Here is a 15,589-nt window from a genome sequence, read left to right on the forward strand (position 1 = left end):
CCGCCCACCGCTCAGGCATCGGCCATGCCTGACGTGTCCCATGATGTCCGGCCTGCGCCGCCAGACTGTCTCGATGCCCAGCGATATCCCGTGCCCGCAGCGATGGTTCGACGACTACGAGGCGGGCGAGCGTTTCACGTTCGGCTCGACGATGATCGACGAGGCCGAGATCATCGAGTTCGGCCGCAAGTTCGATCCCCAGCCCTTCCACATCGATCCCGAAGCCGCCCGTGACACGGTCTACGGCCGGCTGATCGCTTCGGGATGGCACACCGGCTCGATCATGATGAGGCTGCTGGGCGAGCACCTGCTGGGACCGTCGAGCATGGGCTCGCCCGGTCTCGACGAGCTGCGCTGGCTGGCGCCGGTGCATCCAGGCGACCGTCTCACCCTCGTGGTGGAGGTGCTCGAGCTGCGCCCGAGCCGTTCCAAGCCCGACCGAGGCATCGTCAAGATGGCCCATGAACTCGTCAACCAGCACGGCACCACGGTGGTGCGCTCGGTGGCGAACATGATGATCGCCCGCCGCCTCTCGGAGGAAAAACCAGCCTCTTAGGCGTACTGGGCGGCGGCTTGGTGCTCCAGCCAGCCCAGCAGGATGGCGACGGCCCGGGGATCGTGGCGGATGCGGTGATCGGCGCCTGTGATGAGGCGCAGCTCGGCACTGGGATGCCGGGATGCCAGGTGCCTGGCCTCCTCGTAGGGCACTTGCCGGTCGTTGATGCCGTGCAGGATCAGCAGCGGACGGTCGGCGAGCTGCTGCACGGCGTCGACTGCCCGGTTCTGCTTCAGCTCGCGATTCCACGCACTCGCTGAGCGCGGGAAGCTCTCCGACCTGATCACGCCGACATTGCGGCAGTGCTGCAGGAATGCCTTGGGATCGCTGGCCCAGTCGTCGAAGTCGGCCCGGGGCGCCATCGCCGCCACACCGCGCACGCGCGCATCACGAGCCGCAGCCAGGATCGCCACCGAGCCGCCGGTGGTGGAGCCCACCAGCCACACGCCGCGGCAGCCGTCCTCGAGGACATGCTCGATGGAACGCCCGACATCATCGATCCAGCCGAGCAGCGAGAAATCACCGTCCGATTCGCCGCAGCCCCGCATGCTGACGGCGAGCACGGTCCAGCCCTGCGCTTCGGCAATGCGCTCGGCGAACTGCTGGTAGGTGCGGTTGGGAATGCCGGGTCGCTGCTTGGACGGGAACCCGTGGCACAGCACTACCGCCGGTCCGCTTCGGTTCGAGCGTGACGGGCGCACCATGAACGCAGCAAGATGCGGACTGCCGTCGATCGTGATCTCGGTGACGGTGGTGCTCACTGCCCTGCCAGCGTCAGCGCCGGCTAGCGGCAGAGCCGCGACAGGCGGTAGCCGCGGTTACGCGCTTCTGGCAGCTCGTCGGGGCCGAAGGTGGCGTAGGACTGCGCTGCCACGATGTCGGCGACGGCTGCGGCGAGCTGCTCGGTGACCGCCGGATCATCAGACTCCAGTTCCATGTCGTAGACGATCTGACTGCGCTTGTCGCCGACGAATCGGCAGCCGGCGAGCTCCCTGGGGATGTCCATGGAGACATTCTGCCGTCCGGCGAACGCTCAGTTGCCGTCAGGGTCCACGATGGCGAGCGCGCCGATCAGGCGCAAGTATTCGAGGTGCGCCTCCGTCACCGCCTGGACCTGCTCCAGCGACACCTCGAGCCCGTCTCGGCGGGCGCTGCGGTACAGATCCGCCGCCGAGGACTGGTCCTCGGTGACCGTCGTGCCCTGCTCGCTCTCGGCGTCAGGATCATCGCCGTCTGGCATAGCCGGAAACTCGAACTGCAGTTGGTTGAGGTGTGCCCGCAGCAGCGCTTCAAGCTCGCTGGGATCCAGTGCCGCCGCAATGTCGAACGGCACGAGGTCGGCGACGAGATCCGCCGCCTCGGCGAGACGCCACACGGGCTCGCGTCGCTCGCGGCCCAGCCGTTGCGCCTGGGTGCCGACCACGCCGGCGGCGACGACGAAGCCGATCACCAATGAGATGACGATGACCGCGACGATCACCGGTGCCTCCCCGGCAGCTCACATATCCGTGCGGCACGCCTGCCGCGTCGGGTTGCCTCAGTCTGTCGTATTCCGGCCTACAGGCCGATGCGCTGGGCCAGCTGCTCCCGGTGGTAGGCGGGATCGCCGAAGATCAGCTCGGAGCTCTTCGCACGCTTGAAGTACAGGTGCGCGGGGTGCTCCCAGGTGAAGCCGATGCCGCCGTGGATCTGGATGTTCTCCGCAGCGCAATGGAAGTAGGCCTCCGAGCAGTAGGCCTTGGCGAGCGACGCCACCGAGGGCAGCTCGTCGTTCATCTCCGCTGCGCACCAGGCCGCGTAGTACGCGGCCGACTTGGCCGACTCGACTTCGAGCAGCATGTCGGCGCACTTGTGCTTGATGGCTTGGAACGAGCCGATCGGGCGCCCGAACTGCACCCGATCCTTGGCGTACTGCACGGCCATGTCGAGCACGAACTGCGCACCGCCGACCTGCTCGCTGGCCAGCGCCACCGCAGCCAGGTCGAGCACCTTGTCGATGTATGCGAAGTTGTGGGTGTCGCACAGGTGCTTGGCCGGCGTGTTGTCGAACGTGATGCGGGCCTGCTTGCGGGTCTGGTCCATGGTGGCGAGGTTCTCGCGGCTGAGCCCCGCTGCGTCGCCCTCGACGGTGAACAGGTGAATCCCGCCGTCGCAGCGTGCCGCCACCACGAACAGGTTCGCAGTGCCGCCGTCGGTCACGAACATCTTCTCGCCCGAGATCGTCGCCGAGTCGCCGGTATCGGTGGCCTCCACCTCGACTCCCTCGGCATCCCAACGGCCGCTGGCCTCAGCCAGGGCCAAGGTGGCGATGATCTCGCCCGAGGCGATCCTCTCGAGCAGCTCTTCCTTGGCCTTTTCGTTGCCCGAGTGCAAGATGGCGTTGCCGGCCAGCACCACAGTGGAGAAGTAGGGCGAGCACAGCAGGCTGCGGCCCATCTCCTCGAGCACGATGCCGAGCTCCACGTAGCTGGCGCCCTGGCCGCCGTACTCCTCGGGAATGATCAGTGCCTGCAAGCCGAGCTGCTCGGCCATCTGCGACCACACGGCAGGGTCGTAGCCGTCGTCGGTCTCCATCAGCTCCCGAACGGTGGTCTCCGGGGACTTCTCCTCAAGGAACGAACGGACGAAGTTGCGGAGCTCTTCCTGCTCCTCGGTGAATGCGAAGTTCACGGACGCGCCTCCGGGGCTGGTGCAGCCAGTGCAGTCTGAGCACCGGCCGTGCCGGCGCAATAGTCAGGCGAAGTTCTATCACCCAGCGGCCCGATCGACTCAGAGACGGTTCACCGACTCATGCCTTCATGGTGGAACCTCCGGCACACGTCGAGCGTTAGCTTTCGTGACGGGCGCCCCTCAGCGGGGTACGCCGGTTCGACCCCCCGACCGGTGCCCGTCCAACTCGACCCAGAGGCTGAGCCGGCCTCCTCCAGCGAAACGGGCAGACATGAGCGACAGTTCCCACGAGGCCACGGCCGATGCGTCCCTCGGTTCCGAGGCCCCGGACGGCCGGGGCATCGGCCGCCTCATACGTCGGCCCGGCTCGGGCGCCGGCCTGCTTGCCGGCATTGCCGGCGCAGCCGTTGCGCTGGCCTTCGGCGAGTTCATCGATGGACTGGTCGACTCGATCCCATCGCTCGTGGTGGCGGTCGGCGAGGCACTGGTGGACTACTCGCCCGACTGGGCAGTGAAGCTGAGCATCGAACTGTTCGGCGAGAAGGACAAGGCCGTGCTGGCGATCGGCATCGTCGGCGTGTCGCTGATCATCGGCGGCCTGCTAGGTGCGTGCGCCATGGCACCACGACGCCGGTGGGTGCCGTTCGCAGGATTCGCTGCCTTCGGCCTGATCGGCGGCTGGACTGCGGCGCGCAACCCGATGAGCCCGTTCGCGGGCTCGTGGGTGGTCGCCTTGGCTGCCGCTGCGCTCGGCTACCTCACGCTGCGGTTGCTGCTGCGATTCGCCCCGGCTCACCGGCCTGCCCGCACGGAAGTGAGCGAGCACGAGCCCGCCGAGCCAGCGGTTGGGAGGCCTCCCGATAGAGCGCCCGATGCCAGTCGTCGCAAGTTCCTGCTCGGCGTGGGCGGCGCCGGCGTCGCGGCCGTCGGCTTCGTGGCGCTGGGGCGTAGCGTGCGCGGCCCGTCGGCGGCGGAGACCGCTCGGGCCGGCATCGACCTGAGCGCGACGAGGCCCCCGTCGACTACCGCTGCTGCGGGCACGGCCACAGCCGCCCAGCCCACCGCCACCACGGCGGCCGGGCCCTCGGTCGCCACCCAGGTCGCCGCGCTCGACACGCTCGACGAGGTCGCCGGTATCTCGAGCTACGTGACCCCCAACAGCGATTTCTACCGGATCGACACGGCGCTGACGGTGCCCCAGGTCGACCCCGCCAACTGGAAACTCAGCTTCACCGGCATGGTCGACAACCCCTACGAGCTGACTTTCGACGAGATCCTGGCGATGGACCTCCAAGAGCACGTGGTCACGCTGTCGTGCGTGTCGAACCGGGTCGGCGGCAATCTGGTCGGCAACGCCGTCTGGACCGGCGTGCCGCTAGTCGACCTGCTGGAGCGGGCCGGCGTGCAGAACGGCGCCGACCAGGTGGTGGGCCGCTCTGTCGACGACTGGACTGCCGGCTTTCCCACCCCGCTGCTGTACGACGGCCGCAATGCGCTGCTTGCCGTCGGCATGAACGGCGAACCGCTGCCCACCAGGCACGGCTTCCCGGCCCGCCTGATCGTCGCAGGGCTGTACGGCTACGTGTCGGCGGTGAAGTGGATCGAAGAAATCCACTTGACGACCTGGGATGCGTTCGACGGCTACTGGGTGCCGCGGGGATGGTCCAAGCGCGGTCCGATGAAGACGCAGAGCCGGATCGACGTGCCCGGCAGCGGCGACCGCCCCGTGGCGGGAACCGAGACGGCGATTGCCGGCATCGCCTGGGCGCCGACGCGAGGCATCAGCGCGGTCGAGGTTCGGGTTGACGACGGGCCGTGGCAGCAGTGCGATCTGGGCGAGGCGCTGGGCGACGAGAGCTGGGTGCAGTGGCACCTTCCCTGGACACCCACCGAGGGCACGCACTCACTGCAGGTGCGGGCAATCGACGGCACCGGCATGACTCAGCCCGAGGGTCCCAAGGACGTCCGTCCCGACGGCGCCGAAGGCTGGCATCGAGTTGCAGTCCGCGTAGACGCCGCCTGAGCAGACAGTCGCAACGGATCTAGCTCCGGAGGCGGCAGGGAACTCTGCGACGTTGCGACCGGCTGGATCGCGGGAGCAGAGGATCCTGCCGCCTCCGGAGCGGGCACTCCGAATCGCGCAGCCTCTTAGGATGCGTGCATGGCTCTGCACTGGTCCGCCACCGGCATCGAAGTCCATAAGCACGTCGTGCGCCCAGTCGAGGGCAACCTGCCGCACGGCTTTCCCGACGACTTCGACAACAACGTCTTCACCATCCGCTGCACCGAGACCGGCGAAGCGATGCTCATCGACGCCGCAAACGAGCATGAGCGTCTGCTGGAGGTGTGCCGGAAGCTCGGCGTGACGCTGGTTGTGGAGACCCACGGTCACTGGGATCACATTCAGGCCGTGCCGGCGGTGCGCAACGCCGGGATCGAGGTGGCCATCACCTCCGAGGATTCGTCGATGCTGCCCAGCTACGACCTCATTCTCGAAGACGACGCGGTGCTCGAGGTGGGGCGGCTGCGCATCCGAACCATTCACAATCCGGGACATACCGCCGGATCCATGAGCTTCCACGTTGAGGGCACGCCGCTGCTGTTCACCGGCGACACGCTGTTCCCGGGCGGGCCCGGCGCCACCAGCTACGGCGGCGACTTCGAGCAGATCATCCGCAGCATCGAGGACCGGATGTTCTCGGCGTTTCCGGGCGACACCATGGTGTTGCCCGGCCACGGCCTCGACACCACGATCGGCACCGAGTCGCCGCACCTGCAGGAGTGGATCGACCGCGGCTGGTAGCCCCTACCCCGTCGCCACTCGGCGGCTGTGTCTATCCCGTCGCTACGCGACGGCCGAGCGACCTGAACGCGATGTAGAAGGTCACGATCGCCAACCCGACGATGGCCGCGGCACCCTTCACTATGGCGAGCCCATCCCAACCCATGAACAGCAGTGCTCGCATGCCCTCCATCAGGTAGGTGACGGGATTCCACGCCGCCACTGCCTCGAGCCAGCCGCCCATCAGATCGCGCGGCAGGTATGACGGCGTGAGAAACGCGAACGGGAAGAAGATCAGGAACGACGAGTTCACTGCGGCAGGGTTCCCGGTACGCAGTGCCACCGTGTACGGGATGCCGCTGTAGGCCACGCTCCAGGCAATCGCGAGCAGCAGGAAGACCAAGAGCCCCAAGACGCCCGTCTCGAACCAGACACCGAAGACGAGCCCAAGAGCGACCACGAACAGGGCCAATCCGAGCGCCATCACGATGTCGGCCACCATGAGCCCGAACAGCAGCGTGGATCGCCGTATCGGCGTCACGAGCATCCGGTCGAGATAGCCGGACTGGATGTCGATCACGAGCACGCTGGCTCGTGAGATTCCCGTGACAGCGAAGATGATCGCCACGGGAAGCTGGAACGCCCGGTAGTCGAGACTGACGCTGCTGCCGCTGGGTGCCTGGCGCTCCACGAAGGACTCCAGCGCACCCGTGTTCACCACAAAGAAGAAAAAGGGAATGATCAGCGCCGGCACGACGTATTCGGGTTCCCGCACCACGCTGCGCACGGCCCGCCGAGCGACAGTGGCGATGTCGGTCAGAAAGCTGACCCGATTCGTGAGCCCGCCGCCGGGCGTGACCGTCGTCTCGCTCATGATGCGCCTCCAGGCGCGACAGGCTGAGCTCCACGTGCCTCATCCGCGGCCCGCTCGCCGACTGATTCCTTCGCCGCCGCATCACCCTCGGCCGCGACTGCACCCTCGGCCGCAGCCTCTTCGGCCGCGGCCATGCGGTACCCCGTCGCCTGCAGGAACACATCGTCGAGTGACGGCGTACGGACAGTGAGCGCCGTTGGATGCACGTCTGCGTCGGCAAGCGCCACCGCCACTGCGCCGACGAGTCCCGCCCCATCGGCAGTCGCGATCGTGACGCCGAGCCGGCCGGCAGTCACCCCGTCTGCGCCCGGCACGGTCCCCGCCACCTCCTCCGCCCGTGCAATGTCGCTTGGCTCCAGGTCAACCACGATCACATCGGATCCGACGGCCCGCTTCAGCTCGGTCGGCGTGCCCTGCTGCACGATTCGGCCGTCGGCGAGTATCGCTACCCGGTCGGCCAAGGCATCGGCTTCCTCCATGTACTGCGTGGTGAGAAAGACCGTCACGCCCAACTCGCTGTTGAGCCTTCGCACCTCGTCCCACACCTGCGCTCGGCTCACGGGGTCGAGCCCGGTGGTGGGCTCGTCCAGGAAGATCACTTCGGGAGCGTGGATCAGCGAAGCGGCCAAATCGAGTCGCCGCTTCATCCCGCCGCTGTACGTGGAGACGCGGCCGTCGATGGCGTCGCCGATATCGGCTAGATCGATGGCCCGCTCGATTGAAGCAAGACGGTCCGCTGGTCGAAGCCCGTACAAGCGGGCCTGCAGGTCGAGGATCTCGCGGCCAGTCTGCTTCTCGTCCAGGGCGGCCTCCTGCATGGCCACACCGATGCGGACGCGGACCTCGCCGGGGTTCTTGGCCACGTCGTAGCCGGCAACCCGCGCCGAACCCGCCGTCGGGGCCAGCAGCGTGCACAGCATGCGTACCGTCGTGCTCTTGCCGGCGCCGTTCGGACCCAGGAAACCGAAGATCTCGCCCTGGTGAACGCGCAGGTCCACCCCGTCCACTGCCCGCTTGGCACCAAAGTCGCGTACGAGCCCGTGGGCCTCTATCGCCGTTACCGGCGCCACGGAATTCGACTCGGACACGGGCGGCAGGCTACCGAGCAGCCTGCGCCTGCAACAGGAGATTATGAAACCGTTTGCTCGCCCGGCAGCGGCGGCAGAACGTCGATATGGCGGGTTGCCGACTCCCAAGCGTGAGCCAGCTCAAGCACTGAACGGTCGGCACGGTGGCGCCCGACGAGCTGCAGGCCCACGGGCAATCCGTCTGTGGTGAAGCCGGCCGGCACCGAGATGGCCGGGTGGGTGGTGACCGTGATGTCGCTGCACGAGCGCATCCAGTCGATGTAGGTGTCGAAGGTGACGCCCTCGATCTCGGTGGGATACTCGACCTCGACATCGAACGGCGGCACCTGGGTGGTCGGGCAGGCCAGGAACTCGAAGCCGCCGTCGGCCGACATGAACTCGTCCATCCGGGCGAACAGCTGGGTGTGGCGCCGGCAGGCCTCGGCGTACTCGCCGATCGACATCGACAGCCCCTGTTCGATGTTCCAAGCCAATGTCTCCTTGAACTGGCCAGGGTGCTGGGACAGCAAGGGTCCGAAGCCGAGGGCGAACAACCAGGCACGTCGGGCCTGGAAGACCAGCGGGGCGTCTGACAGGTCGGGCCAGGCCTCGACCACCTCGCAGCCCAGGCCGGCGAGCACATCGGGCACGTTCGCCGTGGCTGCCCGCACCGCGGGGTCGACCGGGAGCCCGCCGGCGTCGGGCGACCACGCCACCCGCACGCCGCGCAGGTCCCGCTCCAGCGAGCCGGCGAAGACCGCCGGCGACTCCTGGTTCGACACCGGCGAGCGGTCATCGGGACCGGCCAGTGCCTGCAGGAAGAACGCCACGTCGGCGACTGTCCGGCCCATCGGGCCCTCGACCGCCAGCGGGAACCAGGCGTCCATTGCCGTGGTCGACGGCACCCGTCCCGGCGATGGACGGAATCCCACAATGTTGCAGAAGGCGGCCGGGTTGCGCAGCGAGCCGCCCAGGTCGGACCCGTCGCACAGCGGCAGCATCCGGGCGGCCAGCGCCACTGCTGCGCCCCCGCTGGAGCCGCCGCAGGTTTTGCCGGTGTCATACGGGTTGCGGGTGATGCCGAATACTGGGTTGAACGTGTGCGAACCGGCGCCGAACTCGGGCGTATTGGTCTTGCCCACCATCACGGCCCCGGCTTCGCGCTGACGTTCCACCACCAGCGCATCGATATCGGGGACGAAGTCGGCGAACAGCGGCGAGCCCATGGTGGTGCGGACACCGGCGGTCAGTGCCAAGTCCTTGTGGGCCACGGGCAGCCCATGCAGGAGCCCCAGTGACTCGCCGCGGGCGTGCGACTCGTCGGCAGCGGTTGCACGCGCAGCCGCCTGCTCCGGCGTGAACGTGACAATGGCATTGAGGGCCGGGTTGACCTGCTCGATGCGCTCGAGATGTGCCGCCAGCAGTTCTCGCGCCGAGATCTCGCCGTCGGCCAGCATGGCCGCCATCTGCGTAGCAGGCAGCCCGCAGATGCCCATCGCGTCGTCCGAAGCACTGTCCATCGAGTCATTCGACCACAGCGGCACCCTAAGTTTCAGACCATGAGCCAGTCATTCACTGCCGGAACCAGCGATGAGAACCGTCGCACCGGCCAGACCGTCGAGTTGCTGCAGACCCTGATCCGCAACGAGTGCGTCAACTACGGCACACCCGAATCCGGCGGCGAAGTCCGCAACTCCGACACCATCCAGGCCTACCTGGAAGGCGCCGGGCTGGATCTTGAGGTCTACGACGCAGCACCGGGTCGGCGGTCGCTCGTGACCCGCATCGAGGGCAGCGACCCGAACGCTCCCACCCTGTGCCTGATGGGCCACACCGACGTGGTGCCGGTGAATCGCGACGGCTGGAGCCGCGACCCGTTCGGCGGCGAGCTGATCGACGGCGAGGTCTGGGGCCGCGGGGCCGTCGACATGCTGAACCTGACGTCGTCGATGGCGGTGGCGATGCGGCATCTGGCCCTGACCGGCTACCGGCCCAAGGGCGACCTCATCTACTTCGCCTGCGCCGACGAGGAAGCCGGATCGAGCTACGGCGCTCGCTGGATGGCCGAGAATCACTGGGACGTCATCGGCGCCGACTACGTGCTGACCGAGAACGGCGGCCTGCACTCAGGGTCGCCCGACGCTCCGTTCATCGGCATGAACATCGGCGAGAAGGGCGTGGCGTGGCGGCGGCTGCGCGTGCGAGGCGTGCCCGGGCACGGCTCCCGCCCATTCCGCCAGGAGAACGCGCTGGTAAAGGCAGCAGCGGTGGTGCACCGGATCTCGCAGTACCGACCGCCGCCAAGGTTCCACGAGCTGTGGCGCGAGCAGGTCGACACGCTCGGGGTCAACGATGAAACCCGGGCGATCATGCTCGACGAGGATCTGATCGAGGACTGGCTCGACGCTCACCCGAGCGCGTCAGTAGCCGCGCACTTGTACTCGTGCACCCACACCTCGTTCTCGCCGAACGTCATCGGCGCGCCGACGTCGATGAAGACGAACGTCATCCCCGATCACGTCGACATCGAGGTGGATGTGCGGACACTGCCCGGCGAGGGCGCCGCCGCGGTGCAGGCGCATCTCGACGAGGCGCTCGGCGATCTGGCCGACGACGTCGAGGTCGAGATCATCATGAACGATCCTGCGTCGCTGAGCCGGGTGGAGACCCCGCTGTGGGACGCGCTGCAGGTGGCGGTGGGGCGGCGATTCCCGACGGCTCGGCTGACCCCGCAGCTCATCATCGGGTTCACCGACTCCCGGGTGTACCGCGACATGGGCGCCATTGCCTACGGCGCCGGCCTGTTCAGCCCCGAGCTCGACGGCGGCGAATACGGCGCCCGTTTCCACGGGAACGACGAGCGCATCGACATCGAATCGCTGGCGCTCACCACCCAGCTGTGGCTCGACGTAGTCGACAGCCTCTGGGGCTAGCGTCCTGCGGGCACGAGGAGCGGGCGCGAGTGTCTGAGGACGAAGTTGTGAGCAAGGGCGTCGGCGAGCTCGCCTACTGGTCCCAGCGCAAGGACGCCGAGGGGAAGCTGGAGAACTCCTGGTTCGAACGCTTCTACACCGACCACTTCGGCCTGACACACGACGACTACCGCGACAAGCGTGTGCTCGACATCGGCTGCGGTCCGCGAGGGTCGCTCGAGTGGGCAACGATGGCGCGCGAGCGCGTCGGCGTGGATCCGCTGGCCGACGACTATCTCCAGATGGGGGCTGCAGAGCATGCGATGACCTATGTCGCGTCCGGCGCAGAGACCATCCCGTATCCCGATGCCAGCTTTGACATTGTCTGCTCGTTCAACTCGCTCGACCACGTCGACGATCTTGAAGCAGTGATCGCCGAGATGAAGCGTCTCACGGCCCCTGGCGGCCTGCTGCTCGTGATCACCGATGTGCACGACCGGCCGACGCCCCAAGAGCCGATCTGCTTCGACTGGGATGTCGTCGAGCTCTTCGGTCCCGAATTCGCCGTCCAGTCGTTTCGCTGCCTGGAGAAGTTCGGCAACGGTGCCTACCAGAGCGCCGAACAGGGGATCTACTTCGACCATGCCAACACGCAACGCCGATACGGGGTGCTGACGGCGAGGTTCATGCGCGTCTCCGAAGCGCCGGACGAACGCACCGAACCGGAGTCTCAGATGGAGGTTCCCGAGGCCACGGCACCGCCGGAACCGACGCTCGGCGAAGCCGCCACGCAGCTCGCCACCGCAGCGATGCGCAGCATCCGTGCCGGCTCTGAGCAGCTCGTTGAGCGAGTCGGGCAGGCACGACGGGATCGACCTCGCTGACGGTGGACCCGATGGGCGATCCTCGTCTGCGCCGGTTGAGGCATTTGGGGGCAGCCATACACTGCGCTTGATGGCGGCAGGCAACACAGCGCCGCAAGGCGCGGCAGGCAACACAGCGCAGGGCGCACCCCTGTTCGAGATCGACGACTTGGGTGTCCGAGCGGCCGACGGCCCGCAGATCCTGCGCGGTGTGGATCTGGTGGTCAACGCAGGCGAATGTCACGCCATCATGGGCCCCAACGGCTCGGGCAAATCGACGCTGGCCACCACGATCCTGGGATCGCCCGAATACGAGGTGACCGGCGGCGAGATCCGCTACCGGGGCGACGACATCTCCGAGTGGGATCCCGACGCCCGATCGAAGGCCGGGCTGTTTCTGGCGTTCCAGTACCCGCAGCACATTCCCGGCGTGTCGGTGCGCAACTTCCTGCGCCAAGCGGTCTCGGCACGGCGCGGCGAGGACGTGTCGGCCATCGAGATCTACGTGGCCATGGGCGAGTGGATGTCGCGGCTCGGCATGGACGAGTCGTTCATGGACCGCTACCTCAACGAGGGCTTCAGCGGCGGTGAGCGCAAGCGCAACGAGATCCTGCAGCTGGCGCTGCTCGAGCCCGACGTGGCAGTGCTCGACGAGACCGATTCGGGCCTCGACATCGATGCGCTGCGGGTGGTGGCCACCGGCTTGCAGCAGGTCCGTGCCGAGCGGCCGCACATGGGCGTCGTGCTCATCACCCACTACGAGCGCCTGCTCGGCGAGATCGAGCCCGACTACGTCCACGTGCTGGTCGACGGGCAGATCGTGGCCTCGGGCGGCCCGGAGCTCGCTGCCGAACTGGAACGCGACGGCTACGAGCCATTCGAGCAGAAGGCCGCGGCGTGAGCTCCGGGGACAGCCCCGAAATCGATGGGCCCATCGATGCGAACGTGAAGGCGCAGTTCCCGCTGCTCGAGCGCAGCGTCCACGGCCGTCCGATCGTCTATCTCGACTCGGCGGCGTCATCGCAGAAGCCGGCGGCGGTGCTCGATGCCATGGACGACTACTACCGGTCCATCAACGCCAACGTGCACCGGGGCGCGTACGAGATCGCCGCGGCTGCCACGGCAGAGATGGAGCGCGCCCGCACTGACGTGGCCCGCTTCATCGGTGCACCCAGTGCAGACGAGATCGTCTTCACCAAGAACGCCACCGAGGCCATGAACTTGGTCGCTCGGTCGTGGGGCGGTTCCCAGCTCGGGCCCACAGATGCGATCGTGCTCACAGAAATGGAGCACCACGCCAACATCGTGCCGTGGCACATCCTGGCTGCCGAGCGGGGATTCGAGATCCGCTGGGTACCGATCACCCCTGACGGCCACCTCGATTTGGCCGACCTGGACCGGCTGCTCGACGGCGCCAAGCTGCTGTCGGTGACGGCCATGAGCAATGTCCTCGGCACGCTCAACCCGATCCCGGCCCTCGCGGCCGCGGCGCACGACGCCGGGGCGCTGATCAGCGTGGACGCCAGCCAGTACGTGCCCCACCTGCCCACCGACGTGAGCGCCATGGGAGCCGACTTCATGGTGTTCACCGGCCACAAGATGTGCGGCCCCACCGGGGTCGGGGTGCTGTGGGCCCGATCAGAGCTGCTCGAGGCGATGCCGCCGTTCCTCGGCGGGGGCGAGATGATCCTCGATGTCACCAAGGAGGGATTCCGCCCCAATACGGTGCCCCACAAGTTCGAAGCCGGCACGCCTCCCATTGCCGAGATTGTCGGGCTCGGGGCCGCCGTGCGGTACCTGGAAGGGCTCGGCATGGAAGCCGTGCGGGCTCACGAGGTCAGCCTCACCGGCTACGCGCTGAGGACCTTGACCGATCGGCATGGTGATCACATCACCATCCACGGTCCCCCCGAACCCGCCCAGCGCGGCGGCGTGCTGTCGTTCCTGTACCGCGATGTGCACCCTCACGACATCTCCCAAGTGCTGGACCAGAGCGGCGTGTGCGTGCGTGCAGGACACCACTGCGCAAAGCCCCTGATGGCATGCCTCGGCGTCGGGGCCACCACGCGGGCATCGCTGTATGTGTACAACGACTCTTCGGACGTAGATTCGCTGGCCGATGCGCTCGACGAGGTCGGCGCGCTGTTCGGACTCTGAGAGCGACGGGACGAGGGCAGAGCGAAACCTCATGGCTGGGCTCGAAGACCTGTACCGGGAGATCATCCTCGATCACTACCGGAACCCTCGAAACAGGGGCGAGCTGGAATGCCCCCCGGCGCACCGCAGCGAGGGTTTCAACCCCCTGTGCGGCGACGAAGTGGTGCTGACGTTCGAGATGGACGGAGGGGTCGTGACCGACCTGCGGGTCGGTGGGTACGGCTGCTCGATCAGCCAGGCGTCGGCATCGATGATGTCCGCTGCGGTGATCGGCAAGTCAGTGGACGAGATCCGAGATCTCACCCGAGCGTTCAAGGCCATGATGTCCATTCACGAGGAGTCGATCGGCGGCGACGGCAGCGAAGCGCTCGACGGCGCCGGGGCCGGCGAGTCCGCCGGCCCGAACGGCGGTGCGCTGCGTTTGGGCGATCTGGAAGCGCTGCGGGGCGTGGTGAAGTTCCCCGTGCGCATCAAGTGCGCCACTCTCGGCTGGAACGCGCTCGCCACCGGCCTCGACGAGACGGCCGAGGGCGAGTGAGCCGCCGCGCCGAACTGGTCGAGCGGGCGCGCCAGCTCGCCCCCAAGCTGGCTGCGCGGGCAGCGGCCGACCCGTGGGCTCGCCGGGTCGAGCCCGACGTCATCGACGAGCTGCGGGGCGCAGAGCTGATGACAATCGGCCAGCCGAGCGCCAATGGCGGCCAAGAACTCGACTGGATCACGTACCTGGAAGTGAACGCGGCGCTGGCGGAGGGCTGCCCGTCGACTGCCTGGCACTCGTGCGTGGGCAACGCCCATGCCTGGCTGGTGGGCCACTGGCCCGACGAGTGTCAGGCAGAGATCTACGGCGACGGGCCCGACATCTATGTGGCCGGCGTGCTGGTGGACCGCGGCGATGCCACCCCCGTGGACGGCGGCTGGAGGCTGAGCGGCTTCTGGCCCTTCGGTTCGGGCATCGACCACGCCGGCTGGGTGATCCTGGGCGGTCACTTCCCGTCACCCGATGGCGACGGCAACGTCTCGGGCATGTTCGTGCTTCCGGCCGACGACGTCTCGGCGCTCGACGACTGGCACGCCAACGGGCTGCGAGCCACCGGCAGCAGCAGCATCGTGGCCGACGACGTGTTCGTGCCCGCGCACCGTTTCGTGCCCGGGGAGGTGCTGGCGTCGGGCGACACGCCGGGCATGGCCCGCAACACCGGCTGGATACAGCGCAGTTCGCTGATGCCGACACTGGCCTACGCGCTGGTCCCGCCGGCTCTGGGGGCCGCCCGGGCATCGCTGGCCGCATTCGCGGAGGAAGTCGACGGCAAAGTCATCAGCCATGTCGACGTGCTGCAGACCGACTGGCCGCTGACGCACCGCCAGTTCGCCGAAGCCCATGCGCTCGTCGACCAGGGCGAGCTGCTGATGCGACGCACCGCTGAGCTGCTGATCGACTCGGCGCGCATCGGCGAGTCGCTGGAGCTGCCGCTGCGGGCACGGGTGCGCCTGGACTGCGCGTACGCCGTCCGCCGCTGCCTCGAAGCGACCCAGGCGATCTACCTGGCAACCGGCGGCCGGGGCGTGCGCGACTCCAACCGGATCGGCCGCCTGCAGGCCGATCTGCAGGCCATCAACATGCACGCCATCACGGCGCTCGACCCCGCCCTCGAGGCCTACGGCCGAATCCTCATGGGCCACCCACCCCGCACCCCCCGCCTCTAGCGGA

The 15,589-nt window shown here is 67.9% G+C and carries 16 protein-coding genes and 1 pseudogene; 9 read left to right on the top strand and 8 right to left on the bottom strand.

The window, feature by feature from the left end; genetic code table 11:
• Positions 1-73 precede the first annotated feature (73 nt).
• Positions 74-556, top strand: coding sequence for a MaoC family dehydratase (locus ACOGI5_RS00595; RefSeq protein WP_419862534.1), 483 nt, complete (start codon positions 74-76; stop codon positions 554-556).
• On the opposite strand, the gene ACOGI5_RS00600 is transcribed toward ACOGI5_RS00595, so the two are convergent.
• From ACOGI5_RS00600 to ACOGI5_RS00615, 4 genes are all read right to left on the bottom strand, one after another.
• Complete coding sequence (locus ACOGI5_RS00600; protein ID WP_419862535.1) at positions 553-1,317, bottom strand: alpha/beta hydrolase family protein; 765 nt, start codon at positions 1,315-1,317, stop codon at positions 553-555. The two genes, ACOGI5_RS00595 and ACOGI5_RS00600, sit on opposite strands and share 4 nt — an antisense overlap.
• A gap of 23 nt (positions 1,318-1,340) precedes the next feature.
• The gene (locus ACOGI5_RS00605; protein WP_419862536.1) at positions 1,341-1,562 is read right to left on the bottom strand and encodes a hypothetical protein; all 222 of its coding nucleotides are present in this window, start codon (positions 1,560-1,562) and stop codon (positions 1,341-1,343) included.
• A gap of 27 nt (positions 1,563-1,589) precedes the next feature.
• Positions 1,590-2,036 (bottom strand): hypothetical protein, encoded by a 447-nt coding sequence (locus ACOGI5_RS00610; protein WP_419862537.1) that lies wholly within the window; start codon positions 2,034-2,036, stop codon positions 1,590-1,592.
• Positions 2,037-2,113: 77 nt separating this feature from the next.
• Positions 2,114-3,226, bottom strand: coding sequence for an acyl-CoA dehydrogenase family protein (locus ACOGI5_RS00615; protein WP_419862538.1), 1,113 nt, complete (start codon positions 3,224-3,226; stop codon positions 2,114-2,116).
• Positions 3,227-3,497: 271 nt separating this feature from the next.
• Here ACOGI5_RS00615 and ACOGI5_RS00620 point away from each other — a divergent pair, with 271 nt between their 5' ends.
• Together ACOGI5_RS00620 and ACOGI5_RS00625 are read left to right on the top strand one after the other, a co-directional pair.
• On the top strand, positions 3,498-5,249 hold the full coding sequence (locus ACOGI5_RS00620; RefSeq protein WP_419862539.1) for a molybdopterin-dependent oxidoreductase: 1,752 nt from the start codon (positions 3,498-3,500) through the stop codon (positions 5,247-5,249).
• 138 nt (positions 5,250-5,387) lie between these two features.
• Positions 5,388-6,029 (top strand): MBL fold metallo-hydrolase, encoded by a 642-nt coding sequence (locus ACOGI5_RS00625; RefSeq protein ID WP_419862540.1) that lies wholly within the window; start codon positions 5,388-5,390, stop codon positions 6,027-6,029.
• A 31-nt stretch (positions 6,030-6,060) separates the two neighbouring features.
• Here ACOGI5_RS00625 and ACOGI5_RS00630 read toward each other — a convergent pair whose 3' ends face one another.
• From ACOGI5_RS00630 to ACOGI5_RS00640, 3 genes are read right to left on the bottom strand one after another with little or no spacing between them, the layout of a single operon-like run.
• On the bottom strand, positions 6,061-6,882 hold the full coding sequence (locus ACOGI5_RS00630) for an ABC transporter permease (protein WP_419862541.1): 822 nt from the start codon (positions 6,880-6,882) through the stop codon (positions 6,061-6,063).
• Entirely contained in the window at positions 6,879-7,970 is a 1,092-nt protein-coding gene (locus tag ACOGI5_RS00635; protein WP_419862542.1) for an ABC transporter ATP-binding protein, read from the bottom strand. The genes ACOGI5_RS00630 and ACOGI5_RS00635 overlap by 4 nt, the downstream gene beginning before the upstream one ends.
• Before the next feature lie 41 nt (positions 7,971-8,011).
• On the bottom strand, positions 8,012-9,469 hold the full coding sequence (locus ACOGI5_RS00640; RefSeq protein ID WP_419862543.1) for an amidase: 1,458 nt from the start codon (positions 9,467-9,469) through the stop codon (positions 8,012-8,014).
• A gap of 39 nt (positions 9,470-9,508) precedes the next feature.
• Between ACOGI5_RS00640 and ACOGI5_RS00645 the strand changes: the two genes are divergently transcribed.
• From ACOGI5_RS00645 to sufU, 5 genes and pseudogenes are all read left to right on the top strand, one after another.
• Positions 9,509-10,882: a M20/M25/M40 family metallo-hydrolase gene (locus ACOGI5_RS00645; RefSeq protein WP_419862544.1), complete on the top strand. Its 1,374-nt coding sequence runs from the start codon at positions 9,509-9,511 to the stop codon at positions 10,880-10,882.
• A gap of 29 nt (positions 10,883-10,911) precedes the next feature.
• Positions 10,912-11,745 (top strand): class I SAM-dependent methyltransferase, encoded by an 834-nt coding sequence (locus tag ACOGI5_RS00650; protein ID WP_419862545.1) that lies wholly within the window; start codon positions 10,912-10,914, stop codon positions 11,743-11,745.
• Positions 11,746-11,815: 70 nt separating this feature from the next.
• Positions 11,816-12,625, top strand: coding sequence for a Fe-S cluster assembly ATPase SufC (gene sufC / locus ACOGI5_RS00655; protein ID WP_419862546.1), 810 nt, complete (start codon positions 11,816-11,818; stop codon positions 12,623-12,625).
• Positions 12,622-13,881: a SufS family cysteine desulfurase gene (locus ACOGI5_RS00660; RefSeq protein ID WP_419862547.1), complete on the top strand. Its 1,260-nt coding sequence runs from the start codon at positions 12,622-12,624 to the stop codon at positions 13,879-13,881. The genes sufC and ACOGI5_RS00660 overlap by 4 nt, the downstream gene beginning before the upstream one ends.
• A 31-nt stretch (positions 13,882-13,912) precedes the next feature.
• A pseudogene (gene sufU / locus ACOGI5_RS00665) lies at positions 13,913-14,209 on the top strand (Fe-S cluster assembly sulfur transfer protein SufU); the annotation flags it as partial.
• Here the strand turns inward: sufU and ACOGI5_RS00670 are convergent.
• Positions 14,159-14,482 (bottom strand): type IV toxin-antitoxin system AbiEi family antitoxin, encoded by a 324-nt coding sequence (locus ACOGI5_RS00670; protein WP_419865410.1) that lies wholly within the window; start codon positions 14,480-14,482, stop codon positions 14,159-14,161. The pseudogene sufU and the gene ACOGI5_RS00670 overlap by 51 nt on opposite strands.
• On the opposite strand from ACOGI5_RS00670, the gene ACOGI5_RS00675 reads away from it, so the two are divergent.
• On the top strand, positions 14,416-15,585 hold the full coding sequence (locus ACOGI5_RS00675; RefSeq protein ID WP_419862548.1) for an acyl-CoA dehydrogenase family protein: 1,170 nt from the start codon (positions 14,416-14,418) through the stop codon (positions 15,583-15,585). The genes ACOGI5_RS00670 and ACOGI5_RS00675 overlap by 67 nt on opposite strands.
• Positions 15,586-15,589 lie beyond the last annotated feature (4 nt).

This window comes from Candidatus Poriferisodalis sp., assembly GCF_965208925.1.
GTDB lineage: Bacteria > Actinomycetota > Acidimicrobiia > Acidimicrobiales > Poriferisodalaceae > Poriferisodalis.